Source organism: Aeromicrobium stalagmiti (assembly GCF_013283745.1).
GTDB lineage: Bacteria > Actinomycetota > Actinomycetes > Propionibacteriales > Nocardioidaceae > Aeromicrobium > Aeromicrobium stalagmiti.
The window spans coordinates 249,865-275,989 of record NZ_JABSTZ010000001.1; the positions used below are offsets into that span (position 1 = coordinate 249,865).

Consider the following 26,125-nt stretch of genomic DNA (forward strand, 5'->3'; position numbering starts at 1 on the left):
GTCCCTCGCCCACCGGGGGTGCGCCGCGCGAACTGGCATGATCAACCTGTGACATCTGCACGCATCGGCATCGGCACCGACGTCCACCGCCTCGTGGACGGCCGCCCGATGTGGCTGGCCGGTCTCGAGTGGCCGGGCGAGCCCCAGGGCCTCGAGGGCCACTCCGACGGCGACTGTGCCTCGCACGCGATCGTCGACGCCGTGCTCGGTGCCGCCGGCCTCGGCGACATCGGCGGCCACTTCGGCACCGGTGACCCCGAGTGGGCCGGCGCCTCAGGCGTCGACTTCCTGGTGGAGACCGCCCGGCGCCTGCGCGAGCACGGCTGGGCCGTCGGCAACGTGTCGGTCCAGGTGATCGGCAACCGGCCCAAGATCGGCACACGGCGCGACCAGGCCCAACGCGTCCTCTCCGACGCGATCGGCGCCCCGGTGGGCCTCTCGGCCACGACCACCGACGGCCTCGGCCTCACCGGTCGCGGCGAGGGCATCGCCGCGATCGCCACGGCGCTCGTGCACCCGCTCTGAGCCTCCCGGCCACACCGTCCCGCCGCACCGTCCCGCCGCACCGTCCCGCCCGGGAACGACGAAGCCCCGGCTCGCGAGTAGCCGGGGCTTCGTACGGGTCAGATCAGGACGCGAGGACCTCGTCGAGACGAGTCTCGGCCTTGTCCTCGTTGGTCTTCTCGGCGAGCGCGAGCTCGGAGACCAGGATCTGGCGGGCCTTGGCCAGCATGCGCTTCTCACCAGCGGACAGTCCGCGCTCGTGGTCGCGGCGCCACAGGTCGCGGACGACCTCGGCCACCTTCAGGACATCACCGGAGTGCAGCTTCTCGAGGTTCGCCTTGTAGCGACGCGACCAGTTGGTCGGCTCCTCGACGTGCTCGGCACGCAGGACTCCGAACACCCGCTCGAGTCCAGCCTCGTCGACGACGTCGCGAACACCGACCAGATCGAGGTTGCACGCGGGGACGCGGACGACCAGATCGTTCTGCGAGACGATGCGCAGCACGAGGTAATCACGCTCCTCGCCCTTGATCGTCCGGGTCTCGATGTCCTCGATGACTGCAGCGCCGTGATTGGGATAGACAACGGTTTCGCCGACAGTAAAAGTCATAGAGAAAACACCCTTCGTAGAATCCAAGAATACCATGAAGAGCCGACAAGAGCCCCTGCCGTTTCAGGGGTCGGACGCCATAGCAGACGACGTGTCTGCAGGTCAAAGGCAATGTGGCGGGCCGTCTCCGATACCATCGTCCCGGGGTCTCGCACCCCTCGAAACCCACCGACCGAAAGAGTGATCTGGTGAGCTCTGCACGACGTCGTCCTCTGGCGGCCGCATCCCTGGCCGTGGCCATGACCCTGGGCCTCGGTGGCTGCGGGACCGGTTTCAGCGCCCAGACCAATCAGGTCTACCAGCCGGGAGTCGGAGCCAACGCCCGCGGCGACGTCGACTCGCTCAACACGCTGCTCGTCGCCAACAGCGACGGCACGGCCACGCTGTCGGCCTCGCTGCACAACAACCTCGACGCCGAGCAGTCGCTCTCGTCGGTCAAGGTCGCCTCGCTGAGCGGCGAGGAGCTGGTCGTCCAGAGCCCCAAGATCATGCTGCCGCTGCCCGCAGATGGCGTCGAGACGCTCGGCGGCCCGCAGTCGGCCGGCATCTTCACCGTCACCAAGGACGCCCCCGCCGGTGCCTACGTCACGGTGACCTACACGTTCTCCGACTCGCCCGCGCTGACGGTGCAGGCCCCGATCGTGGCGCGCTCGGCCGAGTACGCGTCGGTCTCCCCCGGCGGTGCCGGCGAGCCCGACGCGGAGCCCGCCGCCGAGTAGTCCCGGGGGCTGCCTGGCAGGTGGCCCCGGACAGACAGAACCCCCGCTGCGGCAGGCAGCAGGGGTTCTCGGGTGGGTCGGACGGTCTCAGGTCAGCTGACCCGTGACCAGGTACACGACCCGGCGCGCCATCGAGACCGCGTGGTCACCGATGCGCTCGTAGTAGCGGCCGAGCAGGGCCACGTCGACAGCCGGCTCGACGCCGTGGTCCCACGAGTCACCGAGCAGCGAGCGGAACAGGTCCTTGCGGAGCAGGTCCATCTCGTCGTCCTCGGACTCCAGCTGCGCGGCCTTCGCGACGTCGCGGTTGGCGACGATGCGTGAGGCGGAGTCGATCATCGAGTCGGCGACCGCAGCCATCGACAAGATGGTCGGGTGCAGGTGCTCCGGCACGGCGGAGTCGGGCATGCGACGCCGGGCGATCTTCGCGACGTGCACCGACAGATCACCCATCCGCTGCAGGTCCGCGAGCATCCGCAGCGTCGCGATGAGCTGACGCAGGTCGGTGGCGACGGGCTGCTGGGTGGCGAGGAGCAGCAGGGCTCGCTCCTCGATGACCTCGGTCGTCTCGTCGATGTCCTTGTCGCCGGCGATGACCGCCTCCGCGATCTGGCCGTCTGCTTCGAGCAGGGCCTTGGTCGCATTGGCGACGGCACGGCGGACCGTCCCGGTCAGGTCCACCAGGTCGTCGACGATGGCATCGAGCTGTTCGTAATACTGATCGCGCATGCCCTGCACTCTAGGCAGGCGCGGTGAACGGACGGCGACCCCCGGTGAACGGGATGTGAACGCCAGCGGAAAGGCCTGTCGTACCGGGCCTCGCAACGGGCCTCCGCAGCGTCGCGCCCCCTATCCTCATGATGTGGACACCAGCGCAGGAGTGTTGATCGCCGGAGCTATCGGCGCTGTCATCGGCGCGATGGTCACCTACCTCTGGCGCTACAGCGAAAGGCAGCAGCACACCGTGGACGAGCCGACACCCGTGGTTCCCGCCGGCGCCGAGCTGGTCCTCTCGGTGCTCTCCTCCTCGGCAGTGCTGATCGACTCGGCCGACACGGTCGTCAAGGCGTCCGCACCCGCGTTCGCGATGGGGATCATCAACGACGACCGCCTCGAGCCCGACGAGCTGATGGGTCTGGTGCGCCAGGTGCGCCGCGACGGCCAGGTCCGCGAGGCCGACATCTCCCTGCAGCCCAAGCGCGGGACGACGGCCTACATCCACGCTCGCGTCGCCCCGCTGACCTCCCGGCTGATCCTCGTGCTGGCCGACGACCGCACCCGCGAGCAGCGGGTCGAGTCGATCCGCCGCGACTTCGTCGCCAACGTGAGCCACGAGCTGAAGACTCCGGTCGGCGCCCTCAACCTGCTGGCCGAGGCCGTCGGCGAGGCCAAGGACGACCCCGAGGCCGTGGTCCGCTTCTCCAGCCGCATGCACCTGGAGAGCGAGCGGCTCACCCGCCTGGTGCAGCAGATCATCGACCTGTCCCGCCTGCAGAACGACATCCTCAGCGACGACGCCACCGTGGTCAAGATCGGCGAGCTGGTGTCCGAGGCGTGCGAGCACTCCGCCACCGAGGCCGAGCACAAGGACATCGAGATCGTCACGTCGCTCGAGCCCGACCTCTTCGTCCACGGCGACCGTGCCCAGCTGCACGCCGCGGTGAGCAACCTGGTCGAGAACGCCGTGACCTACAGCCCGTCCGGCTCGCGGGTGACCGTCACCGCGCAGCTCACGGACGACGACGTGCGACTGACCGTGACCGACAACGGCATCGGCATCCCCGGTGACGAGCTCGACCGGATCTTCGAGCGGTTCTACCGCGTCGACCCGGCCCGCGCCCGCGCCACCGGCGGCACCGGGCTCGGCCTGTCGATCGTCAAGCACGTCGCCGCCAGCAACGGCGGCAGCGTCGAGGTGTGGAGCGAGCCGGGCCTCGGCTCCTCGTTCACCCTCGTGCTGCCCGCCCACAACGAAGACATGGAAGAGGAGCACGCGTGACGAAGGTACTGGTCGTCGAGGACGAGACGAGCTACAGCGAGGCGCTGTCGTACGTCCTGCGCAAGGAAGGGTTCGATGTCGCCATCGCGGAGACCGGGCCCGACGCGCTGACCGAGTTCGACCGGGGCGGGGCGGACATCGTCCTGCTCGACCTCATGCTGCCCGGGCTGTCGGGCACCGAGGTGTGCCGCGCCCTGCGCCAGATCTCGTCGGTGCCGATCATCATGGTCAGCGCCAAGGACACCGAGGTCGACAAGGTCGTGGGCCTCGAGCTCGGTGCCGACGACTACGTCACCAAGCCCTACTCGCCCCGCGAGCTCGTCGCCCGCATCCGAGCCGTGCTGCGCCGCGGTGTCACCGACGAGATCGACGACAACGCGTCGCTCGAGGCCGGACGGGTCCGCATGGACGTCGACCGGCACCTCGTCACGATCGACGGCGAGGTCGCGAAGTTCCCGCTCAAGGAGTTCGAGCTGCTGGAGTACTTCCTGCGCAACCCCGGCCGGGTGCTGACGCGGGGCCAGCTCATCGACCGGGTCTGGGGCGCCGACTACGTGGGCGACACCAAGACCCTCGACGTCCACGTCAAGCGTCTGCGCGCCAAGATCGAGCCTGATCCGACCAACCCCGTCACCCTGACGACGGTCCGAGGCCTCGGCTACAAGTACGACTCGTAGCCGAGGGCCGGGGCGTCAGTTGCGGACGCGGATCGTGCTGGCGCTGTACCACCGGCCAGCGTCCTTGATCGAGAACGACACAGCCTCGCAGGTGTCGTCGGCGACGATCATGGTGGTCTGGGCCCCCCGCATCGGCCCGGCTCCGCTGCCCGCCGCGCCCAGCTGCCGACCGCACACGCCGTCGACTCGTACGTAGGTCGCCTTGCCGGTGCTGCCGGTGACCGTCCGGCCACCGGTCTGGAACTGCACGCAGTAGCGGTGGTAGTTGGCCACGGTCCCGGTCACGACGAGCCGGCCGTAGGACAGCGTGTCGCCACCGTTCGTGAGCTGGTAGACCTCGCGGCGGTCGGGGTTGAGCTGCTGGCTGCAGGCGTCGGCGGTCGCTGCCCCTGCTGACGCACCGATCACCCCTGGGCCGACGATGGTGAGACCGATGACTCCGACGGCGCCGATGAGCGTGGCCATGATCCTGCGCATGATGTGTCCTCCCGATGACGTGCCACGCCCCCTGCGCGCACCGCGCCACGATACCGACACGCCTCGGCCGGCCGGCACCTTGGCCGGCCGAGCGGTCCGGTTCAGCGACCCTGGTTGGCGACCGCGGCGATCGCGGCCTCAGCGGCCGACGGGTCGAGGTAGGTGCCGCCCTTGACGGTCGGCCTCAGGTCGGCGTCGAGGTCGTAGACCAGCGGGATGCCGGTGGGGATGTTGAGGCCCACGACCTCGTCCTCGCCCAGCCCGTCGAGGTGCTTGACCAGAGCGCGCAGGGAGTTGCCGTGCGCCGTCACCAGCACGACCTTGTCGTCGAGCAGGTCGGGGACGATCGAGTCGTACCAGTAGGGCAGCATGCGGTCGAGCACGTCCGCCAGGCACTCGGTGCGCGGCAGCAGCTCGTCGGGCAGCGCGGCGTAGCGCGGGTCCTCGGCCTGGCTGAACTCGTCGTCGTCGGCGATCGCCGGCGGCGGGACGTCGTAGGAACGGCGCCAGGTCATGAACTGCTCCTCGCCGTACTCCGCCAGCGTGGCCTTCTTGTCCTTGCCCTGCAGCGCCCCGTAGTGACGCTCGTTGAGACGCCACGACCGCTTGACCGGGATCCAGTGACGGTCGACGCCGTCCAGCACGATCTGCGAGGTGCGGATCGCGCGGCGCAGCAGCGACGTGTGCGACACGTCTGGCAGCAGACCGGCGTCGGCCAGCATCGTGGAGCCCTTGCCGGCCTCCTCGACGCCCTGCTCGTTGAGGTCGACGTCGACCCATCCGGTGAAGAGGTTCTTGGCGTTCCACTCGCTGTGGCCATGACGCAGCAGGATCAGGGTGCTCATCGACGTGCTCGCTTCGCTCCGTGCGCCGACGAGGTACGCCGAACGCTGTGCTGAATGATTCGCTCGCTCATGCCAGTGAGCCTAGTCGGCGGCTTCGGCGCCCTTCCACTCCGTGTAGATCTGGTGCAGCGCCTGCACGTAGTCGTTCTGCGACTGCACCCCGGTCAGCGTCCACTGCTGCTCGATCGCGATGTAGGGCAGCTGGGTGATGCCCAGCGCCTCGCCCGTCTCGCGCTGCGTGCGGACCTCGTCGGCGTACTCCGTGCTCGCCAGCAGCGCCTCGGCCGTCTCGAGCTCCAGGCCGACCAGGGCGGCGCGGGTCGCGAGCGTGAAGTGGTCGCCGATGTCGGCGCCCTCGAGGAAGTGACCGCGCCACAGCTGGTGCGCGAGGTCGCGCTGCAGCCCCGGGCCCGCTTCGTCGGCCCAGGTGAGCAGGCGCCACGCGTCGAAGGAGTTGGCCTGGACAGCCTCGTCGAAGTTGAGGTCGATACCGGTGATCCGCGCGGCGGCGGTGACCTGCGCGTTGATCAGGTCGACCTTGTCGCGGCCCCCGAGGCGCTCCTCGAGCGCCTCCAGCAGCAGCCGACCGTCGCTGGGCTCGTCGGGCTCGACCTGGAAGGCCCTATACGTGAGCTCGACCGGCTCGCCCGTCAGGATCGAGAACATCGCCGCAGCACGCTCGAACCTGGTCGATCCGATGTATGCCCACGGGTCCGTCACGTCGGCGAACACGATGACCTTCACGCGTCCCACGCTACGCGAGACGCGGTGACCACGCCCCTAGGGCTTGAGGTGCTTGAACGCCTCGAGGTTGTGGGTCGGCTCGCCGCGCGACTCGCGCCACTCCCACTCCTTGCGGATCGAGGTGGCGAAGCCGAGCTCGAGGATCGTGTTGAACGACTCGTCGGCGTAGGTGAGGACGGCGCCGAGCACGCGGTCGAGCTCGTCGGCCGTGACGGCCTCGAGCGGCATTCGGCCGTCGAGGTAGATGTCGCCGGAGGAGTCGACCGCGAACGCGACGCCGAACATCTTCAGGTTGCGCTCGAGCAGCCAGCGGTAGACGACCTGGTGGTTCTCGTCGGGGTTGCGCGCGACGAAGGCGTGGATGCCGAGCGCGTGCTTGCCGATCTCGAGCCGGCACGTGGTCTGCAGCTTGCGCTCGCCCGGCAGGGTCACCTCGAACGTGCCGGTCTGGTGCTCGGTGTAGGCGAGCTCGGACGCCTCGAGGGTGTCGATGATCGTGGCGCGGACGGTGCTCATGCAGTGGCCTCCTGGTGGGCGATGACAGCCTGGTCGTAGACGGCGAGCGTGCGGTCGGCGGTGACGTCCCACCCGAAGCCCTCGGCATGACGGACGGCCTTGTGGCTCATCGCGTCGCGCAGGCCCGGATCGGTCAGCAGCGGGTGGAGCGCCGAGGCGTAGTCGGCCGGGTCGTGACCGTCGACGAGCACGCCGGTGACACCGTCGGAGACGGCGGTCGACAGGCCGCCGACGCGGGCGGCCACGACGGGAGTGCCGCACGCCTGGGCCTCGATCGCGACGAGGCCGAACGACTCGTTGTGCGACGGGACGCACGCGACCGTCGCTGCGGCGTACCAGTCGGCGAGCTCGCGCTGGCTGACGGTCGGGACGAATCTGACCACGTCCTGCAGACCCAGCTCGACGTTGAGGTCGGCGAGGGCGGTGGGGTGCTCGAGGCCCGACCCGGAGGCGCCGCCCACGACGGCCACGACCAGCCGCTCGCGCAGCGCCGGGTCGCGCTCGAGCAGCACGGCAGCGGCCTTGAGGACGACGTCGGGCGCCTTGAGCGGCTGGATGCGGCCGGCGAACAGGATCAGCGCAGCATCGGCAGGGATGCCCAGCAGCTCGCGGGCCTCGGCGTGACGCCCGGGACGGAACACCTCGACGTCGACGCCGGGGTGCACGACGGCGACCCGGTCGGGTGCGGCGTCATAGAGCTCGATGAGCTCGCGGCGCTCCTCGGCGGTGTTGGCGATGAGACGGTCGGCCAGCCGGACGATCTCCTCCTCGCCGTAGATGCGTCCGATCGGCTCGGCGGCATCACCGTCGGCGAGCATCGCGTTCTTGACCTTCGCCATGGTGTGCATGGTGTGCACGAGCGGGACGTTCCACCGCTCGCGGGCGACCGTGCCGACCTGGCCCGACAGCCAGTAGTGCGAGTGCACGAGGTCGAAGTGGCCCGGCTCGCGCTCGACCTCTGCCCGCAGGACGTCGCGGACGAACGAGCACAGCTGCGACGGGAGGTCGTTCTTCTCCAGGCCCTCGAACGGCCCCGCGGCGACGTGGTGCACTCGGATGCCGGGCTCCGCGTCGTGGACCGCAGGCTGGTGGCGGGACGTGGCACGGGTGAAGACCTCGACCTCGATGCCCCGGGCGGCGAGCTGGCGGGACAGCTCGAGCACGTAGACGTTCATGCCACCGGCATCCCCGTCGCCGGGCTGCTCGAGCGGCGACGTGTGCGCCGAGAGCATCGCAATTCGCTGGAGCATCTGCACCCGCCTTTCGGCTCCATCGTCCCACCCACGTCCCACTCCGTCATTCCCAGTGCGCGGGCCCCGGCGCCGGAGCAGTCGCGCTGCACGTGCTGCGCACGCCGCCGCGACCGCCCTCTGCGACGATGGAGCCATGCCCACAGCCGTCGTGACCGGAGCCAGCAGCGGCATCGGCGCCGCCACCGCCCGATCCCTCTCCACCGCCGGATTCCACGTCTTCTGCGTCGCTCGACGCACCGAGCGCGTCGAGGCGCTCGCCGCAGAGATCGGCGGCACCGCCATCACCTGCGACGTCACCGACGAGGCGCAGGTCTCGGCCCTCGCCGAGGCCGTCGGGCCCACGCTCGACCTGCTGCTCAACAACGCCGGTGGCGCGATCGGCACCGACGCGGTCGCCGACGCCGACCCTGCCGACTGGCGGCGGATGTACGAGGTCAACGTCATCGGCACCCTGCTCGTGACGCGCGCCCTGCTGCCCGCCCTCGTCGCCAGCGGCGCCGGCACCCTGATCAACCTCGGCTCCACCGCGGGCCACGTCACGTACGAGGGCGGGGGCGGTTACACCGCGGCCAAGCACGGCGTCACCGCGATGACCGAGACACTGCGCCTCGAGCTCAACGGCCAGCCCGTGCGGGTCACCGAGATCGCGCCGGGCATGGTGCGCACCGACGAGTTCGCGCTCAACCGGTTCGAGGGTGACGCCGACAAGGCCGCCTCGGTCTATGCCGGCGTCCGCGAGCCGCTCGTCGCCGAGGACATCGCCGACGCGATCGCGTGGGTCGCCACCCGGCCCCAGCACGTCAACGTCGACCTCATGGTGCTCAAGCCCATCGCGCAGGCCGCGCAGCACAAGGTCGACCGCTCGGGCTGACCACGACCGGTGGGCGCGATCCACTCGTGCCGGTCACACCCCAGACGACGACGGCCCCACCGGGAACCCGGTGGGGCCGTCATCGTCAGCGGGCGATCAGTGCATCATGACCGGCGGCGTGGCGCCGTCCTCGCCCTCGAGCAGGTGGGACTCCTCGCGCTTGCGCGGCAGGAACGCCACCGGCACCAGGGTCACGACCAGCACGAAGAACGCGACCCAGTACGACGACTGGAAGGCGTCGGCGAGGTCCTGGAAGCCCCTGGCCAGCACGTCCTTCGAGACGTCCAGCGCCTCGACGATCCCCGCACCCTGTTCGGTGTTGGAGGTGGCCGCCAGCTGCGCCGCCGTCAGACCGCCGTCGACACCCGGCAGCTGCTGCGAGCCGGCGAGGACGTCGCCGCTCTTCATGGCGTTGGTCAGGACGACCGAGATCGTCGCGATGCCGGTGGCGCTCGCCACCTGCTGCGTCACGTTGAGCAGCGTCGAGCCACGGGCGACGTCGGCCGCCTTGAGCGTCTTGAGCGCCGACGTGAACAGCGGCATCATCGTCGCCCCCATGCCGAGGCCGGTCACGAACAGCCAGCCCATGATGGTCACGTCGGACGTGCCCGGATCGGTGCTCTGGGTCAGGCCGAACATGCCGACCAGGATGCCGAGGAAGCCGAACGGGACGATGCGTCCGACCGGCATCTTGTCGGTCAGGGCGCCGGCGATCGGCATCGTCAGCATCGCGCCGATGCCCTGGGCCGCGATGAGCAGTCCGGCCTTCTTGACCGAGTAGCCGTCGACCTGCTGGAAGTAGGTCGGGACCAGCAGCAGCGCACCGAAGAACGCCGCGGCGAACAGGAACATCGTGATGATCGAGACCGTGAGGTTGCGATCCTTGAACAGGCGCAGGTCGAGCAGCGGGTGCTGCGGCTTGAACGACCAGAACACGAACGCGCCGATCAGCAGCACGCCCAGGATCGCGGGGACCAGGACCTTCGCCGCCAGGACGGTGCCCTGCTCGGGGATCGTCGAGACGCCGTAGAGCAGCGCCGCGAGGCCCGGCGACAGCAGGAGCATGCCGACGACGTCGAGCGACTCGCTCGGCTCGGGCGCGTCCTTGGGGAGGACCCGCTGCGCGTAGAGCAGGCCGACGATGCCGATCGGCAGGTTGATGATGAACACCCAGTGCCACGACGCAGCATCGATCAGGATGCCGCCGATGATCGGGCCCAGGATCGGTCCGAGGAGCATCGGGATGCCCAGGATCGCCATGAGGCGGCCCATGCGGTGAGGGCCGGCGGCCTTGGTCATGATCGTCATGCCCAGCGGCATCAGCATGCCGCCGCCGAGCCCCTGGAGCACGCGGAACCCGATGAGCGCCTCGATGTTCCACGCGGTCGCGCACAGCAGCGAGCCGAGCGTGAACAGGCCGATCGCGGTCATGTAGAGGCGCTTGGTCCCGAAGCGGTCAGCAGCCCATCCCGTGAGCGGGATGACGGCGGCCAGGGCCAGCATGTAGGCGGTCGCCGTCCAGGCCACCGTCGAGTAGGCCAGCGCCTCGCCGTTGCTGGACAGCTCGGTCTGGAAGGTCGGCAGCGCGACGTTAACGACGGTCACGTCGAGGATCGACATGATGGCGCCGAGGACGACGACACCTGCGATCTTGAGCAGCTCCGGGGTGATCTTGTCGTCGTCGGATATCTGTTCGGCTTGCGTGGTCATAGGCAGGTCTCCTGATCTTTGCGCGGGCCGAGGGTGCCGCCCGCGAGGATGTCGGACAGAGCGCGATGCAGGTCGTCGCGCTGCTGGGGTGGAAGGGCCGCTGTGAAGGCCTTGATGGAGTCTCGCTTCGCCTCGAGCTGGCTGTCGGCGATCTTCTCCCCGACCGGCGTCAGGGAGACGAGCTTGACCCGACGGTCGTCGGGGCTCTCCCGCCGCTCGACGACGTCGAGCTTGAGGAGACGGTCGACGTTGCGACCTGTGGCCGCGTCGGACAGGCCCAGCCGTGCCGCGATGGCATGGATGGGCATGGGCTCACCGTTCTTGGCCAGGAGGAACAGCGTCCGGGCCTGGGAGAACGAGAGGTCGAGCTCGACGAGGGCGTCCATGCTGTCGGACTCCGAGAGGTGCATCAGGCGCATCACGAAGTCCTCGAGCGAGTCGTAGAGCTCTGCAGGAGTGGTCACCGGAAAATAGTAACGTTTGCGCAACTATTGATCAAATGAAGTCTTTGTTAACACGCAATGACTTCGGTGCGTCGGCACCTGGCACCGCGATTCGTCCCCGGAGGCCTGCCACCCGTAGAATGTCAAGGCTCCGACTTCTGTGAGCATTCCCCACGCTTAGGACATTTTTTCGCATGCCCATTCGCTCTGATCTGCGCAACGTCGCAATCGTCGCCCACGTCGACCACGGCAAGACGACGCTCGTCGACGCCATGCTCCAGCAGCAGGGCCACTTCGACGAGCACCACCAGCTGACCGAGCGGGCCATGGACTCCGGTGACCTCGAGCGCGAGAAGGGCATCACGATCCTCGCGAAGAACACCGCCGTCCGCTACAACGGCCCCGGTTCGCCCGAGGGCGGCGTCACCATCAACATCATCGACACCCCCGGCCACGCCGACTTCGGTGGTGAGGTCGAGCGCGGCCTGTCGATGGTCGACGCGGTCATCCTGCTCGTCGACGCGTCGGAGGGCCCGCTCCCCCAGACCCGCTTCGTGCTCCGCAAGGCCCTCGCGGCCAAGATGCCCGTCGTCCTGGTGGTCAACAAGGTCGACCGTCCCGACTCCCGCATCGCCGAGGTCGTCGACGAGACCTACGAGCTGTTCCTCGACCTGCTCGAGGACGGCGCGAGCGAGGACGCCCTCGACTTCCCCGTCGTCTACGCCTCGGCCCGCGCCGGTCGCGCCTCGCTCAACCAGCCCGAGGACGGCGGCCTGCCCGACAGCGAGAACCTCATCCCGCTGTTCCAGACGATCATGGACGCCGTGCCGGCCCCCGAGTACACCGAGGGCGCGCCGCTGCAGGCGCACGTCACCAACCTCGACGCCTCGCCGTTCCTGGGCCGCCTCGCACTCGTCCGCGTCTTCGAGGGCACCCTCAAGAAGGGCGCACAGGTCGCGTGGATGAAGCAGGACGGCACGACCGAGCGGGTCAAGATCACCGAGCTGCTGGTGACCGAGGAGCTCGAGCGCGTGCCCGGCGAGAGCGCCGGCCCCGGTGACATCGTCGCGATCGCCGGCATCCCCGAGATTACGATCGGCGAGACGCTGGCCGACCCCGAGAACCCCGTCGCGCTGCCGCTCATCACGGTCGACCAGCCGGCCATCTCGATGACGATCGGCACCAACACGTCCCCGCTCGCCGGTCGCGAGAAGGGCACCAAGGTCACGGCCCGCCTGGTCAAGGACCGCCTCGACCGCGAGCTCATCGGCAACGTGTCGCTCAAGGTCGTCGACACCGAGCGTCCCGACGCCTGGGAGGTCCAGGGACGTGGCGAGCTCGCCCTGGCGATCCTGGTCGAGCAGATGCGTCGCGAGGGCTACGAGCTCACGGTCGGCAAGCCGCAGGTCGTCACCAAGGAGGTCGACGGCAAGGTGCACGAGCCCATGGAGCGCCTGACGATCGACGCCCCCGAGGAGTACCTCGGTGCCATCACGCAGCTGCTCGCGGTCCGTCGCGGTCGCATGGAGCAGATGATCAACCACGGCACCGGCTGGGTCCGCATGGAGTTCATCGTCCCCGCACGTGGCCTGATCGGCTTCCGCACCGAGTTCCTCACCGACACCCGCGGCACCGGCATCGCGCACCAGACGTTCGAGAAGTACGAGCCGTGGGCCGGCGAGATCTCGACGCGTCCGTCGGGCTCGCTCGTCTCCGACCGCGCCGGTGCGGCCACCTCCTACGCGATGACGAACATCCAGGAGCGCGGCACGCTGTTCATCGAGCCCGCGACCGAGGTCTACGAGGGCATGATCGTCGGCGAGAACTCGCGCGCCGACGACATGGACATCAACATCGTCCGCGAGAAGAAGCAGACCAACGTCCGCTCCAACGCCGACGAGTTCGAGAAGCTGGTCCCGCCGCGCAAGCTGTCGCTGGAGCAGTCGTTGGAGTTCTGCCGCGAGGACGAGTGCGTCGAGGTCACCCCGGCGTCGGTCCGCATCCGCAAGATCATCCTCGACGCCACCGAGCGCAACCGCGCCAACCGCGGCAAGAAGTGACGTAGCGGCCACACCTCCCCCGGCGCGGTGTGCTGGCGTCCACTCGGCTCGAGTTCTTGGACGCTGGCGCACCGCCCCGGGTCAGGGGGATGGCCGTGGGACTGGACACCCTCCACCGTCGAACGTCCCGGGCGATCGCTGCGACGACCGACGTCAGACCTGTGGACGCCAGCGCACCGCCTTGATCAGAGGACGCCGCGGGGGCGGAACTGGACGCTGATGCGGGGGCCCACGGGCCGGGCCGTCTTGAGGATCGCGTGGTCCCACGTGCGCTGGCAGGAGCCGCCCATCACGACGAGGTCGCCGTGACCGAGGGCGAAGCCGATCTGCGCGCCACCGTCGCGGGGCCGCAGCGACAGGCGTCGGGCAGCGCCGAGCGACACGATCGCGACCATCGTGTCGTCGGTGCGCCCGCGGCCGATGCGGTCGCCGTGCCAGGCGACGCTGTCGCGGCCGTCGCGGTAGTAGCAGAGCCCGGCCGTGGCGAACCGCTCGCCGAGCTCGGCCTCGTAGTGGTCCGAGAGCGCCTCGCGCGCCTCGAGCAGCAGCGGGTCGGGCAGCGGGTCGCGGGCACCGTAGGCGGCCAGCAGGCGCGGGACGTCGACCACCCGGTCGTACATCTCACGGCGATCGGCTCGCCACGGCACCTCGGACTGCAGCCGCAGGAAGACGTCGTCGGACCCACCGATCCATCCCGGCACGACGTCGACCCACGCCCCGCCGGCCAGCACCGTGCGCTGCACCGCGAGCGGCCCGATCTCGGGCGCTGCGCCGGCGTCGAGCAGCGACCCCTGGTAGTAGTCCGTCACACGACGATCGTACGCCTGATCGAACACATGTTCTAGAGTCAGTCGATGTCGCGCCGCTCGAGTGCCGCGATGCCGGCGATGCCGAGCACTGCCACGAGCACCGCCTGGCCGATCCAGGGACCCGGCGAGAACGACTCTGCGGGCACCAGGGCGAGGGCGTTGAAGGGCGAGAGGTCCATCAGCCAGCCCGGCAGCTGTAGGGTCGCCCCGAAGAGCAGGACGACGAGGCCGAAGACCAGCAGCACCCAGCCGGCCCGCGCCCATGCGGACCTCAGCGACCACGCCAGCGTCGTGACACCGCCGAGCACCAGGGCGGGCACGACGTACGCCGAGGCTGCCGCCGCGAACGTCGCAGCCGTCCCGACGTCGCCCGTCACCAGGGCGAACCCCAGCCCCAGGCCGAGCGCGCCGGCCGCCACCACCGCGACGGTGCCGATCACCGCGACCGCCAGGTGCGACACCGCCCACCGGCGACGGGAGAGGCCCGTCGAGAGGAGCAGCTCCGCGAAGTGGTCGGACTCCTCGCCGCGCAGCCGCAGCACCGACGAGATCGTGAACCCGGCGGCGAGAAGACCCAGCATCACCGCGAGCGTCGCGTAGAAGGAGTCGACGATCGATCCGCCGCCCTGGGCGAAGACGTCCTGCGAGAAGCTTGAGTCGCCCACCAGGTCGCCGACGTCGTCGCCGATCGACCCGAAGGCGAGCCCGCCGAGCAACAGACCGACCAGCCAGCCGACGACGCTCCCCCGCTGCAGCCGCCACGCGAGCCCCCACGACGACCCGAGCCGACCGCGACCGGGCCCGGGACGCGTCGCCCAGAGGCCTGACCCGAGGTCGCGCCGATCCAGCAGCCGTACCGCCACCGCGGCCAGCACGACGACGGCTGCGACCGAGAGGAGCGCCGGCCGCCACGACTCGTCCGCGTACGGCCGCATGGACTGCCCCCAGCCGATGGGCGAGAGCCACGACAGAGCGCCGTCGCCGGTGTCGCCGACCGCCCGCAGCAGATAGGCCACCGCGATCGCCGCACACGTCATCCCCACCGCGGCCCGGCTGCCCTCGGCCACCTGGACCGCGACGAGCGCGACCGCGCCGAACACGAGCCCCGCGAGCGCGGCAGCGAGACCCAGGGCCCACGAGCCGGCCCCGGGCAGCCCGTACGACAGCAGGCTCGCCGCGACCAGGCTGCCCAGCAGGACGTTCGCGACGACCACCACGAGTGCCGCCGCAGCCACGGGCGCGTACCTCCCGACGACGGCCGCGCGGACGAGCTCGTCGCGTCCGTTCTCCTCCTCCGCGCGGGTGTGCCGGACGACGAGGAACATGCTCATGAGGCCGGCCACCACCGCTCCGAACGCCGCCGCCTGCCAGGCGACCTGGCCACCGATGGTGTCGAGCGCACGAGCAGGCCCGGCCATCGCGATGAACGCGACGTTGGACTTGATGCCGCGAGCCGCCCGGTCGAGCTCGGCCTGCGTCGCGTAGAGCGAGTCGGTGCTGACCGCCTGCGAGTAGTAGAGGAGCACGCCTCCGAGCACCCACCACGTGAGCATCAGCCGGTCCCGACGCAGGTGGAACCGCAGGAGCGTGAGGGTGCCCGTCACGCCGGGTCCTCGGCCGAGTAGTGCCGCAGGAACAGCTCCTCGAGCGTCGGCGGCCGGCTGGTGAGGCTGCGGACGCCGAACCCGCCCAGGGCCGCGAGCGCGTCACCGAGGTGCACGGTGTCGACCTCGAACGTCGCCCGCACCCCCTGCACAGCCAGGTCGTGGACGCCCTCGAGGCGCTCGAGCCCGGTAGGGGTCGCCGCGAGCTCGGCGGTGATCGAGGTGCGCGTGAGGTGGCGAAGGTCCGCCAACGTCCCAGACTCCACCGTCCGGCCCGCCCGGATGATGCTGACGGTGTCGCACAGACGCTCGACCTCGGCCAGGATGTGGCTCGAGAGCAGCACGGAGCGACCGGCGTCCTTGAGCTCGTCGACGCAGTCGGTGAACACGGCCTCCATCAGCGGGTCGAGGCCGGAGGTGGGCTCGTCGAGGATCAGCAGCTCGACGTCGGCCGCGAGAGCCGCGACGAGCGCGACCTTCTGGCGGTTGCCCTTGGAGTAGGTGCGGGCCTTCTTGGTCGGGTCGAGCTCGAACCGCTCGACCAGGTCGGCCCGGCGTGACTCGTCGAGCCCGCCGCGCAGCCGACCCAGCAGGTCGATGATCTCGCCGCCCGACAGGTTGGGCCACAGGTCGACGTCACCCGGGACGTAGGCGAGCCGGCGGTGCAGCTCGGCAGCGTCGCGCCACGGGTCACGGCCGAACAGGCTGACCGCTCCCCCGTCGGCGCGCAGCAGCCCCAGCAGCACGCGGATCGTGGTGGACTTCCCCGAACCGTTGGGGCCGAGGAATCCGTGCACCTCGCCCGCCGGCACCCGCAGGTCGAGGCCGTCGAGCGCCGTGGACCGCCCGAAACGCTTCACGAGCCCGGAGACGTCGATGACGGTGTCCATGAGGCCGAATCTAGACCTCCCAGCGGCCAGTCCCGCAATCCGTGGAGCCGCCCGGCGCTCCGATCAGGCCCCCACTAGGCTCGGCCCATGGACTCCGCCTGGGACCGACTGCTCGACCTGGTCGACCACCTGGCCGCGGACCCGGCCAGGTCGCTCGACGCCGAGGTCGAGCAGACCTTCGCGACCCTGTGCGCCGAGGCGATGCAGGTGCGCGACATCGACGGCGAGCTGCACGTGCCGGACGTCGCCCGCTGGCTGGTGGGGCTGCTGCACGGCCACCGCGCACTGCGCGACAACCGTCCGCAGGTCGACGCCGACCGCGACCTGGCCGACCTGCGCCTCATCGCGACCCGCTGGCTGCACCCGCCGCGTCCGCGCTGACCTCGCACCCCGGCCGGTGAGCGGGCGCCGCCACGAGGCAGCGCCCGCCCTGGTCAGGTCGTGCCGGACGAGCCCTTGTCGTCGGACAGTCCCACGTCGCCGGGCTCCGCCGGCTCGACCACCAGCACGAAGTCACCGTCGTGCTCCTCGACGCCGGTGACGACGGCCGTCTCGACCATCTCCTCGCCGAGGCGGGACCGCACGACCATGGGATCGGTCTGCAGGTCCTTCCAGAGCGAGACGCACAGCGCCGCCATGACCAGCACGAACGGGACCGCGGCCACGATCGTGATCTGCTGCAGCCCGTTGAGCGCGTCGTCGCCGCCGATCACGAGCATGATCGCCGCCACGCCGCCCATCACGGTGCCCCAGAAGACGACCGTGCGCTTGGAGGGCTCGATCGAGCCCCGCTCGCTGAGGGTGCCCATGACGATCGACGCGGCGTCGGCGCCGGACACGAAGAAGATGCCGACGAGCACCATCACCAGGACGGTCGAGACCGACGCGAGCGGCAGGTGGTCGAGCATCGCGAACAGCGCCGAGTCGACGTCGACCGAGCCGGCCTTGCCGACGAGGTCACCCGTCGAGCGCTGGATGTCGATCGCCGATCCACCGAAGATCGCGAACCACACCAGGCTGACCAGCGACGGGACGATCAGCACGCCGGTGACGAACTGACGGATCGTGCGGCCGCGGCTGATGCGGGCGATGAACATGCCGACGAACGGCGTCCACGAGACCCACCACGCCCAGTAGAAGATCGTCCAGCCCGCGAGCCACTCCTTCATCGCGTCGTCGCCGCTGGCGGCGGTGCGCGAGGCCATCGTGGTCATCTGGGTCGCGTAGTCGCCCAGCGCGGTGGGCAGGAGGTTGAGGATCAGCAGCGTCGGTCCGGCGACGAACACGAAGAGCGCGAGCGTGAGCGCCAGCACCATGTTGATGTTCGACAGCCACTGGATGCCCTTGGCGACGCCGGAGACCGCCGAGGCGATGAAGCCGATCGTGAGCAGCACGATGACCGCCACGAGGATCGCCTTGCCGACGCTGTCGACCCAGCCGTTGAACTCGATGCCGCTGCCGATCTGCAGGGCACCGAGGCCCAGCGAGGCGGCCGACCCGAACAGGGTCGCGAAGATCGCCAGGATGTCGATGACCCGACCGATCGGCCCCTCGGCGCGTCGCTTGCCGATGAGGGGCTGGAACGCCGACGAGATGAGCTGCGAACGGCCCTTGCGGAACGTGCCGTAGGCGATCGCGATGCCGACGACGGCGTAGATCGCCCAGGGGTGCAGGGCCCAGTGGAACATCGTCGTGGCCATCGCGGTCTGCATGGCCTCGTCGGACTCGGCCTTGGCCGTGCCGGGCGGCGGCGACGCGAAGTGCGACAGCGGCTCGGCGACACCCCAGAACATCAGGCCGATGCCCATGCCGGCGCTGAACATCATCGCGATCCAGGAGACGGTCTTGAACTCCGGCTCCTCGCCGTCCTCACCCAGCGGGATGCGGCCGTACTTGCTGGCGGCCAGCCAGATCACGAAGATGACGAAGAAGGTCGACGCGAGGACGAAGAACCATCCGGTGTTGGTGATCACCCAGTCCTGGGCGTTGGACGAGGCGGTGCCGAGGCTCGGCGTGCTGATGAGACCCCAGGCGACGAAGGCCACGGCAATGACCCCGGTGACCCAGAACACCACCGGGTCGATGCGCTCTCGCCACGACGTTGACGGCTGATTCATACGATCCCCCATGATCGAATAGACGTACGGTGCAACCTTTCGACCGTACGCGACTCACGCGGGGAAGGCGATTCAGCGGGGGTCGGAGCCCCTCACCTGCGCGAGGTAGACCAGCGCCCCGACCGTGCCCAGCAGGTTGAAGATGCTGAGCGGGTTCCACCAGATCAGGTGCGCAGCGAGGGCCACCCCGAGGATGATCAGCCAGTTCCGCTTGGGCAGCGTGTCGAGGTAGGAGAACTGCGACGCCCGTCGGACGACACAGTCGACCAGGGCGAAACCCTTCGCCGCGAAGAGGCCGATCGACAACGCGATGAGCAGGCCACCCTGCAGCTCGAACATGACCGAAGAGTACGGGACGCACCAGAGGCGGGCCCCCCGAAGGGGACCCGCCTCTGGCGGTGGTGCTGGTGGTCAGGCCTTCTTGGCGGCCGGAGCCTTCTTGGCAGCCGGAGCCTTCTTCGCGGCCGGAGCCTTCTTCGCAGCCGGAGCCTTCTTCGCAGCCGGAGCCTTCTTCGCAGCCGGAGCCTTCTTCGCAGCCGGGGCCTTCTTGGCGGCCGGAGCCTTCTTGGCCGGCTCGGGCGTCTTCTTGACGGTCGTGTCGACCTTCTCGGCAGCCTTGCGGGCGGTCGTCGGCGCCTTCGAGGTCACCTTGGTGACCTGCGTCTTGGCGACGGTGACGTACTCGGCGGCGGTCTTCTGCGCGTCGTCGGCGAGACCCTTGGCGGTCTTCTGCGCGTCGTCGGCGAAGCCCTTGGCGGTCTTGGTGGCGTCCTCGACCGAGCTGTCGACGGTCTTCTTGATGTCGTCGAGCTTGATGCCCTTGGCCTTGGCGACGAAGCCCTCACCCTTCTTGGCGAGGTCGGTGTAGGTCGCGGTGGCGGTGCCGACGGCGGTCTGCACGAGGCCCTCGGCCTGCTTCTGCAGGTCGGCGATGTCGATCTTCTTGAACGTCTCGGGCAGTCCCTTGACGTCGTCGACGAGTGCCTTCACCTGCGTGGTGATGGTGTCAGTGATGGTCATGCTTCCTCCTGATGGGGTTCGGACTCCTGGTTGGCCTCGGTCACGGTCGCGGCCAGCTCGGTGTCCGTGGCTTCGTCGGTGCCGACGAAGGAGCGGTAGATGTCGAGCAACGCGGTCTTCTGGCGCTCGGTGAGCCGCGGGTCGAGGGCGATGGCGTCCTCGACCATGCGGGCTCCACTCTCGTCGGCATCGAGGATGCCGGCGCGGACGTAGAGCGACTCGGCCGAGATCCTGAGCGCCTTGGCGATCTGCTGCAGCACCTCCGCCGACGGGCGACGCAGGCCCCGTTCGATCTGGCTGAGGTACGGATTGGACACATCCGTGAGCTCGGCCAGCTGTCGAAGCGACATCTGCGCCTGACCGCGCTGCTCACGCAGGTAGTCGCCGAGTCCCTCGACGGTCTTCTGCATGCTCAGCTTGGCCATGACTCCATGGTGCTTGCAAAAGTTAGCAAATGCAAGCAGTCCTGCTTGCGACATGAGTCACATGGCGGTGAAACCGCAGGTCAGAAGGCTGGACGGACCTCTCCGACCGGGTGCCCGCCACCCAGCACGACGGGGTGCTCGCGCAGCAACGGGGCCTGGACCCCGGCCAGCTCCAGGGCCCTGTTCATGACGGCGTAGAGCGGCCTCTCACCGCCGTCCTCGATCTTGAGCGCGAAGGCAGAGCCGTCCGGCAGACCGACGACATAGACGCTCTCGGCCCCCGACTTCGCCACCAGGCCGGGGACGGCCCGCATCAGCGCGAGCTCGGCCCGACGGGTCCCGCTGACGTACTCGGGGTGGGCCGTCATCGCGCCGACCAGGCGAGCGCCCGGCGTGCCGGCCGGACCCTGGATGATCCGCCCCACGGCCCGCGCGAGCTGCTGGAGCTCGGTGGCCAGCAGGGGCGCACCGCAGCCGTCGACGCCGACGACCGGCGGCGGGCCGCCGGTCAGCTCGGTAAACGTCTCGGTGATCTTGACCTGCAGGGGGTGCTCAGGGTCGAGATAGGTGTCGAGCGACCAGTCGTTGACGACGCACGTGAGCAGCATGGCCGCATGCTTGCCGGAGCAGTCCATGAAGATCGGGGCACGGCCGCCCCCGGCGCGCAGGACGTCGGCGTGCACGTGCGGATCGAGCGGGTAGGACGCGGGCGTCTGCAGGGCCGACTCGTCGAGGCCGGCCAGTCCGAGGATCTCGCGCACCGCCTCGAGGTGGAACGGCTCACCGGAGTGGCTGGCCGAGGCGAGGGCCAGCAGGCGACCGTCCAGCGGCAGCCCGGCCCGCAGCATCCCGAGCGCCTGGATGGGCTTGTTGGACGACCGCGGGAACACCACGGTGCCCGGATCACCCATCGACCAGACGACATCGCCGGCGGCGTCGACGCCGACGGCGACTCCCCGGTGCCGGCTCTCCACGAGCCCGGAACGGACGACTTCAGCGAGAACTTCCACACCACCCACCCTAGGCGGATCCTGCGCATTCTCTTTCCCCCCGGTGAATTCTTGGCTTACCCTCGTAGGACTGGTTGGTCCGTCCGGGCCGCTTCCCCACCAGCAAGGTTGTTCGCATGGATTCTCGGTTCCGTCGCGCCTGTGCGCTCGGCGTCCTCCTCTGCCTGCTCACCGCCGGCCTGTCGGGCACGGCTCACGCCGCCACGACACCGTCGACGCCGACCGGTCTCAAGGCGGTGACGACCGACTCGACCGCCGTCCTGACGTGGAACGCCTCCGACAACGCGACGAAGTACCGCGCCTGCCTCAAGGTGGCCCGCGACAAGCCGTGCATGAGGTTCTCCCCCACCTCGTCCAAGCGCAGCTGGAGCCTGAGCAACCTCACGCCGACCGCCGACACCGACTACTACTTCCTCGTGACCGCCTACAACGGCGACCGGTCGAAGACGTCCTCGCTCAAGGGCTTCAACCTCCGGCAGGTCGTCGTCCCCGACGCACCGACCGCGATCAAGCAGACCGTGTCGTGGTCGAAGGCCACGATCACCTGGCCCGCGGCCAAGAACGCCACCGAGTACTCCGTCTGCATGTCGGCCAGCGAGGCCATGACGACGTGCTCGCGCCAGTCGCCCCGCTCCACGGAGCGTTCGGTCACCTTCCGCGACCTCACGCCCAACGGCGGCGGCGACTACTTCTACCGCGTCAGCGCGCACACCGGCTCGCAGACCGTGCCGTCGGCCCGCCAGCGCATCGACCTGCCCGTCGCCAAGGTCGCCGACATCGCCCCCGTCCGCGGCGCCGCCACCGGCCAGGCGACCGCGACGTGGACCCCCGCGCTCAACTCCGAGTCGTACGAGATCCAGGTTGCGCGGAACTCCGCGATGACGTCGGGAGTACGGACGCTCACGAGCCCTCGCACGTCGGTGTCCCAGTCCGGCCTCACGATCGGGACGACCTACTACTTCCGTGCCCGTGGAGTGAACAGCCCCCGCCACGGCGCCTGGTCGCCCGTCCATGCCGTCCGCCTCCCGTCGCTGCCCGCCCGCATCACCGTGATGACCTACAACCTCTGCGGCCAGGACAAGTGCGTCACCCGTTCCAACGGCATGATGAAGTGGTCGACCCGGCGCACGTTCGCCGGAGGGATCGTGCGCGACTCCGGCGCCGACATCGTCGCGACCCAGGAGTCGCACGACAAGGACACCCAGTTCGGTCGCGAGCTGCCCGGCTTCGGCCTCGCCGCCTACTACAGCGCCAAGTCGCTGTTCTACGACAAGGCGAAGTACGACGTGCGCCGCTCCGGCAAGATCACGCTGAGCGCCAAGGAGAGGAAGTACGCCGTCTGGGCCGAGTTCCGCGAGACGGCGACCCGCACGACGTTCATCGTCGTCGACGTCCACCTGCAGCCGTTCAAGGGCCGAAGGCTCGACGACATGCGGGCCAAGCAGTCCCAGATCATGCTCGACAAGATCAGGTCGGTGAACCCCGAGAACCTGCCCGTGGTCTATGCCGGCGACTACAACTCCAACAAGAGCAACGCCGACCAGTCGCGCTACAAGGGTGGCTACGACGCCCCCAAGAAGGTGCTGACCGCCGCCGGTCTCGTCAACACGGTGTCGCGGGCCGCGAACCCCGTCCACCGGACGTTCAACAGCGCCAACCAGGCCATCAACCCGCCGCTGCGCAACGGCGACCACGTCGACCACGTCTACGTCGACCGTCGCATCGCGGTCCTGCAGTGGCGGATCGCGGTCGAGATGGCCCCCGGTGGCAAGAGGTACGCGACCCCGTTCGCGACCGACCACAACCCCATCCGCACCGTCCTCGAGGTGCCGGGCCGATGACGTTCCTCCGTTCCAAGCCCTCCTGCCGTCCCACCACCTAAGGTTCACCCATGCGCAGATCAGCCGTCGCGGCCGTCACGGGCCTGCTCGTGCTCGCCGGCCTCCAGCCAGCCAGCGCGGCCACGACACCGAGCCAGGTCGGCCTCGTGTCGTTCGTCGGGGCCAACTACTCGCGCACCTCCGACACCGGCAGCCTCTCGCTCGACTGGCCCGATGCGCGCGCCGCGAGGTACTACCAGGTCTTCATGTCCCGCTCGTACTCGATGAGCAGCGCCAAGACCTTTGCGGTGAAGTCGAGTCGCATCACCGTCTCGGGGCTCTCCCGGGGCCGCGACTACTTCTTCCAGGTCCGGGGCGTCAACGGCAGCAAGCACGGCACGAAGTCCCAGCGTGTGGGTCGCACGACGATCGTCCGGCCCGGTCCCACGTCCGCGACGCCGTTGCGCGTCATGACCTACAACGTCTGCTCCGCGGTCTGCGACGAGAAGCAGACGACCCGCTACCCGTGGACGCCGACCGGCCCCGACAGTCCGCCTGCCCGGCAGCCCCGCGCGCTCGAGCGCATCGCCGCGGCGTCTCCCGACGTCCTGGCCACCCAGGAGGCCGGCGAGCTGGTGACGGCGCCGCCCGGCTACACCGAGGCCATCAACGTCAGCGCCAAGCGGCTCTACTTCAAGACGAGCCGGTTCGCACTCGCCGACGCCCCGCGATACGCCTACGGCACCAAGGACAAGAACGGCTGCCGCGCCAGCACGGCCTTCGACGCGCAGACCGGCCACATCTTCCTCGGCCGGCACTCGCAGGGCTGCCGCTACGCGGTCTGGGCCGACCTGGTCGACAAGGCCTCCGGCAAGCGGTTCCTCGTCGTCGACGTCCACACCGTGGCGGGGACCTCCGACGGCGCCGTGGCCAACCGGTTGATCGAGATGAATGTCCTGATGGCGGCCGTGAAGCAGATCAACAACCGCGAGACCCCCCTCCCGGTCGTCTTCGCGGGCGACTTCAACTCCCACAAGAACCGCGACGACGACGTCGTCGGCACCGTCATGAACCGCAACGGCTTCCGCGACGCCTACGACCTCGCGCGGACCGTCGAGCGCCAGCACCTCAACAGCTACAACGACTTCCGCACCGCACCCGTGATCAGCTACAAGTGGGGCGACCACGTCGACCACGTCTACGTCAGCCCCTGGACCAGCCGGGTCGACGCGTGGCGCAACATCGTGCTGATCGGGAGCGACGGCCGGCTGGTCAAGCCCATCCCGTCCGACCACAGCCCCATCGTCGTCGACGTGAGAATCGGCTGAATCTTCCCGGACCGGCAGAGACGGCGCCCGGGGTCGTCGTAGAATTCATCCACCCTGTCCGCACGTCCCGGGAGTACTGCCGTCGCCACCCGAAGAAAGATCGCTCCAGCGCGACGCCGCGCCGAGCCCGCCGGGCGATCGACCACCCCGAAGCGTGTCGCCCGCCGCCGACGACGACACGACCGTCGCCGACTCCTGATCGGTCTCGTCGCCGCGCTCGTCGTCGTCGCGCTGGGCGTGGGCCTGTCGCTGACCTACGCCGAGACGCAGAAGCTCGAGGCCCCCACGGCCCTGTCGGCCAAGCCCCTGACGCCGACCAGCGTCGAGCTGGACTGGAAGGGCTCGTCCAACGCTGACGAGTACGTCGTCAAGGTCGGCTCCGACCGCGCCCTGACCAAGGCGCTCAGCACCAAGGTCAAGGTCACGTCCGACGACTCAGGCAAGAGCACCAAGGTCACGCTGTCGGACATCAAGGCCACCACGCCCGGCATCGACCAGTTCTACCGCGTCGACGCCATCAAGGACGGCAAGGTCCGCTCGTCGCGCACCGCACGCTTCAGCCTCAAGCCCGGGTCGGTGCGCAAGCTCGCCGTGCCGAGAGTCACGGCTGGCGGCTTCAAGGCCACCTGGAAGAAGGTGCCCAACGCCCGGCAGTTCGACATCACGGTCGCTCGCAACAAGAGCTTCTCCCGGCAGGCGACGACCGTCCGCACCCTCAACAGCGACCACACCTTCACCACCTCCGGGCTCAAGCCCGACACCGACTACTGGGTCAAGGTCCGCCCGGTCAACGGTGCGCAGGTCGGCGCCTTCACCGAGCCGGTCAAGCTCACGACCATGGTGCGCGAGACGTCATTCCGCGTCGGCACGTGGAACGTCTGCTCCGAGAAGTGCTCGGGCTACGCCGGCCGTGCCCGCATCATGGCGTCCTACATCAACGCCAACAAGATCGACATCTTCGGCCTGCAGGAGTCCGGCGGCCAACGGGTCGGCGCCACGACCAACGCGATCTTCAGCGGGGGCACGCAGAAGTTCGTCCGCGCCGACGGGGGCGCCCGCGCCCGCTACATCTTCTACCGCCCCGCCCTGTTCACCCAGCTCAGCGGCGGCAGCTTCCCGATCGGTGACGGCCGCGACACCACCTGGGCGAAGTTCGAGGTCAAGAAGAGCAAGCGCGTGTTCTACTTCGTCGACGTGCACCTCGAGAACGGCAAGAGCGGCGGTGCCAACGCCAAGCGGTCGCGCGAGATGGACGTGATGCTGGCCCGGATGGCGCAGATCAACGACACCGGCAAGCCCATGATCTATGCCGGTGACTTCAACTCCGGCACCCACCGCTCGGCCGACGCCCCCGGGGTCAAGATGCGCGCGGCCGGCTTCGCCAACTCCTTCCTGCAGACCAAGGACGTCACCAACGGCCGCATCAACACCAGCCACACGTTCGCGACGACCCTGCTGAGCTCCGGCGCCCACGTCGACCACATCTGGATCTCCAAGGAGTTCGACGTCGAGTCCTGGGCCCAGCTCGTGCGCCTGAGCGGCAACAGCTACACCCGTCCGGTCGTATCGGACCACAATCTCCTGAGCGCCGTCGTCGCGCTCGACGCCGTCACCGCGTCCCTCGGCGACCCGACCCCGACGACGACCGTCGGCGGACTCGCACCCTGACCCCAA

27 protein-coding genes are annotated in these 26,125 nt (G+C 69.4%); 10 read left to right on the forward strand and 17 right to left on the reverse strand.

Annotated elements, in window-relative coordinates:
- Positions 1-48 precede the first annotated feature (48 nt).
- Positions 49-525: a 2-C-methyl-D-erythritol 2,4-cyclodiphosphate synthase gene (gene ispF, locus HQK15_RS18365; protein ID WP_173489614.1), complete on the forward strand. Its 477-nt coding sequence runs from the start codon at positions 49-51 to the stop codon at positions 523-525.
- A 103-nt stretch (positions 526-628) separates the two neighbouring features.
- On the opposite strand, the gene HQK15_RS01210 is transcribed toward ispF, so the two are convergent.
- Positions 629-1,114 carry a CarD family transcriptional regulator gene (locus tag HQK15_RS01210; protein ID WP_056612020.1) on the reverse strand — a complete coding sequence of 162 codons (486 nt, stop codon included), beginning with the start codon at positions 1,112-1,114 and terminating at the stop codon, positions 629-631.
- A gap of 188 nt (positions 1,115-1,302) precedes the next feature.
- Between HQK15_RS01210 and HQK15_RS01215 the strand changes: the two genes are divergently transcribed.
- Entirely contained in the window at positions 1,303-1,833 is a 531-nt protein-coding gene (locus HQK15_RS01215; protein WP_173489615.1) for a hypothetical protein, read from the forward strand.
- Positions 1,834-1,920: 87 nt separating this feature from the next.
- On the opposite strand, the gene phoU is transcribed toward HQK15_RS01215, so the two are convergent.
- Positions 1,921-2,562, reverse strand: coding sequence for a phosphate signaling complex protein PhoU (phoU, locus tag HQK15_RS01220; RefSeq protein WP_173489616.1), 642 nt, complete (start codon positions 2,560-2,562; stop codon positions 1,921-1,923).
- A gap of 133 nt (positions 2,563-2,695) precedes the next feature.
- Between phoU and HQK15_RS01225 the strand changes: the two genes are divergently transcribed.
- Both HQK15_RS01225 and HQK15_RS01230 read left to right on the forward strand, forming a co-directional pair.
- Positions 2,696-3,832 (forward strand): sensor histidine kinase, encoded by a 1,137-nt coding sequence (locus HQK15_RS01225; RefSeq protein ID WP_173489617.1) that lies wholly within the window; start codon positions 2,696-2,698, stop codon positions 3,830-3,832.
- A complete protein-coding gene (locus HQK15_RS01230; RefSeq protein WP_173489618.1) occupies positions 3,829-4,509 on the forward strand; it encodes a response regulator in 681 nt (226 codons plus the stop codon). Before HQK15_RS01225 ends, HQK15_RS01230 begins: the two co-directional genes overlap by 4 nt.
- Positions 4,510-4,524: 15 nt before the next feature.
- On the opposite strand, the gene HQK15_RS01235 is transcribed toward HQK15_RS01230, so the two are convergent.
- From HQK15_RS01235 to mshA, 5 genes are all read right to left on the reverse strand, one after another.
- Positions 4,525-4,986 (reverse strand): hypothetical protein, encoded by a 462-nt coding sequence (locus HQK15_RS01235; protein ID WP_173489619.1) that lies wholly within the window; start codon positions 4,984-4,986, stop codon positions 4,525-4,527.
- Positions 4,987-5,087: 101 nt separating this feature from the next.
- Positions 5,088-5,831, reverse strand: a complete 744-nt coding sequence (locus HQK15_RS01240) for a phosphoglyceromutase (RefSeq protein ID WP_173489620.1) — start codon at positions 5,829-5,831, stop codon at positions 5,088-5,090.
- 81 nt (positions 5,832-5,912) lie between these two features.
- Positions 5,913-6,575 carry a DsbA family oxidoreductase gene (locus HQK15_RS01245; protein ID WP_173489621.1) on the reverse strand — a complete coding sequence of 221 codons (663 nt, stop codon included), beginning with the start codon at positions 6,573-6,575 and terminating at the stop codon, positions 5,913-5,915.
- A gap of 36 nt (positions 6,576-6,611) precedes the next feature.
- Entirely contained in the window at positions 6,612-7,091 is a 480-nt protein-coding gene (locus tag HQK15_RS01250; RefSeq protein ID WP_173489622.1) for a type III secretion system chaperone family protein, read from the reverse strand.
- Positions 7,088-8,341, reverse strand: coding sequence for a D-inositol-3-phosphate glycosyltransferase (gene mshA / locus HQK15_RS01255; RefSeq protein WP_173489623.1), 1,254 nt, complete (start codon positions 8,339-8,341; stop codon positions 7,088-7,090). The genes HQK15_RS01250 and mshA overlap by 4 nt, the downstream gene beginning before the upstream one ends.
- A 136-nt stretch (positions 8,342-8,477) precedes the next feature.
- On the opposite strand from mshA, the gene HQK15_RS01260 reads away from it, so the two are divergent.
- On the forward strand, positions 8,478-9,215 hold the full coding sequence (locus HQK15_RS01260) for an SDR family oxidoreductase (protein ID WP_173489624.1): 738 nt from the start codon (positions 8,478-8,480) through the stop codon (positions 9,213-9,215).
- 96 nt (positions 9,216-9,311) lie between these two features.
- Here the strand turns inward: HQK15_RS01260 and HQK15_RS01265 are convergent, their stop codons facing one another.
- Both HQK15_RS01265 and HQK15_RS01270 read right to left on the reverse strand, forming a co-directional pair.
- Complete coding sequence (locus HQK15_RS01265; RefSeq protein ID WP_173489625.1) at positions 9,312-10,925, reverse strand: DHA2 family efflux MFS transporter permease subunit; 1,614 nt, start codon at positions 10,923-10,925, stop codon at positions 9,312-9,314.
- On the reverse strand, positions 10,922-11,389 hold the full coding sequence (locus HQK15_RS01270; RefSeq protein WP_217361314.1) for a MarR family winged helix-turn-helix transcriptional regulator: 468 nt from the start codon (positions 11,387-11,389) through the stop codon (positions 10,922-10,924). Before HQK15_RS01270 ends, HQK15_RS01265 begins: the two co-directional genes overlap by 4 nt.
- Before the next feature lie 173 nt (positions 11,390-11,562).
- Between HQK15_RS01270 and typA the strand changes: the two genes are divergently transcribed.
- The gene (gene typA, locus HQK15_RS01275; RefSeq protein WP_173489626.1) at positions 11,563-13,428 is read left to right on the forward strand and encodes a translational GTPase TypA; all 1,866 of its coding nucleotides are present in this window, start codon (positions 11,563-11,565) and stop codon (positions 13,426-13,428) included.
- Positions 13,429-13,613: 185 nt separating this feature from the next.
- Here typA and HQK15_RS01280 read toward each other — a convergent pair whose 3' ends face one another.
- Genes HQK15_RS01280 through HQK15_RS01285 form a run of 3 tightly spaced genes read right to left on the reverse strand, consistent with a single transcriptional unit; the run spans position 13,614 to position 16,731 of the window.
- Positions 13,614-14,237, reverse strand: coding sequence for an alpha-ketoglutarate-dependent dioxygenase AlkB (locus HQK15_RS01280; protein WP_367649018.1), 624 nt, complete (start codon positions 14,235-14,237; stop codon positions 13,614-13,616).
- A gap of 38 nt (positions 14,238-14,275) precedes the next feature.
- A complete protein-coding gene (locus HQK15_RS18370) occupies positions 14,276-15,841 on the reverse strand; it encodes an ABC transporter permease (RefSeq protein ID WP_254450656.1) in 1,566 nt (521 codons plus the stop codon).
- Complete coding sequence (locus HQK15_RS01285) at positions 15,838-16,731, reverse strand: ABC transporter ATP-binding protein (protein ID WP_173489628.1); 894 nt, start codon at positions 16,729-16,731, stop codon at positions 15,838-15,840. Before HQK15_RS01285 ends, HQK15_RS18370 begins: the two co-directional genes overlap by 4 nt.
- A gap of 87 nt (positions 16,732-16,818) precedes the next feature.
- Here HQK15_RS01285 and HQK15_RS01290 point away from each other — a divergent pair, with 87 nt between their 5' ends.
- Positions 16,819-17,112, forward strand: a complete 294-nt coding sequence (locus tag HQK15_RS01290) for a hypothetical protein (protein ID WP_173489629.1) — start codon at positions 16,819-16,821, stop codon at positions 17,110-17,112.
- A 53-nt stretch (positions 17,113-17,165) separates the two neighbouring features.
- On the opposite strand, the gene HQK15_RS01295 is transcribed toward HQK15_RS01290, so the two are convergent.
- The 5 genes from HQK15_RS01295 to HQK15_RS01315 all read right to left on the reverse strand — a co-directional run bounded on the left by HQK15_RS01295 (position 17,166) and on the right by HQK15_RS01315 (position 21,303).
- Positions 17,166-18,848, reverse strand: a complete 1,683-nt coding sequence (locus HQK15_RS01295; RefSeq protein ID WP_254450657.1) for a BCCT family transporter — start codon at positions 18,846-18,848, stop codon at positions 17,166-17,168.
- 72 nt (positions 18,849-18,920) lie between these two features.
- Positions 18,921-19,187, reverse strand: a complete 267-nt coding sequence (locus HQK15_RS01300) for a DUF2516 family protein (RefSeq protein WP_173489631.1) — start codon at positions 19,185-19,187, stop codon at positions 18,921-18,923.
- A 72-nt stretch (positions 19,188-19,259) separates the two neighbouring features.
- Positions 19,260-19,868, reverse strand: a complete 609-nt coding sequence (locus tag HQK15_RS01305; protein WP_173489401.1) for a hypothetical protein — start codon at positions 19,866-19,868, stop codon at positions 19,260-19,262.
- Positions 19,865-20,293, reverse strand: a complete 429-nt coding sequence (locus HQK15_RS01310; protein ID WP_173489632.1) for a helix-turn-helix domain-containing protein — start codon at positions 20,291-20,293, stop codon at positions 19,865-19,867. The genes HQK15_RS01305 and HQK15_RS01310 overlap by 4 nt, the downstream gene beginning before the upstream one ends.
- An 80-nt stretch (positions 20,294-20,373) precedes the next feature.
- The gene (locus HQK15_RS01315) at positions 20,374-21,303 is read right to left on the reverse strand and encodes an asparaginase (RefSeq protein ID WP_367649019.1); all 930 of its coding nucleotides are present in this window, start codon (positions 21,301-21,303) and stop codon (positions 20,374-20,376) included.
- A gap of 116 nt (positions 21,304-21,419) precedes the next feature.
- On the opposite strand from HQK15_RS01315, the gene HQK15_RS01320 reads away from it, so the two are divergent.
- From HQK15_RS01320 to HQK15_RS01330, 3 genes are all read left to right on the forward strand, one after another.
- A complete protein-coding gene (locus tag HQK15_RS01320; RefSeq protein WP_173489634.1) occupies positions 21,420-23,144 on the forward strand; it encodes an endonuclease/exonuclease/phosphatase family protein in 1,725 nt (574 codons plus the stop codon).
- Positions 23,145-23,194: 50 nt separating this feature from the next.
- On the forward strand, positions 23,195-24,451 hold the full coding sequence (locus HQK15_RS01325) for an endonuclease/exonuclease/phosphatase family protein (protein ID WP_173489635.1): 1,257 nt from the start codon (positions 23,195-23,197) through the stop codon (positions 24,449-24,451).
- A gap of 237 nt (positions 24,452-24,688) precedes the next feature.
- Positions 24,689-26,119, forward strand: coding sequence for a fibronectin type III domain-containing protein (locus HQK15_RS01330; protein ID WP_173489636.1), 1,431 nt, complete (start codon positions 24,689-24,691; stop codon positions 26,117-26,119).
- Positions 26,120-26,125 lie beyond the last annotated feature (6 nt).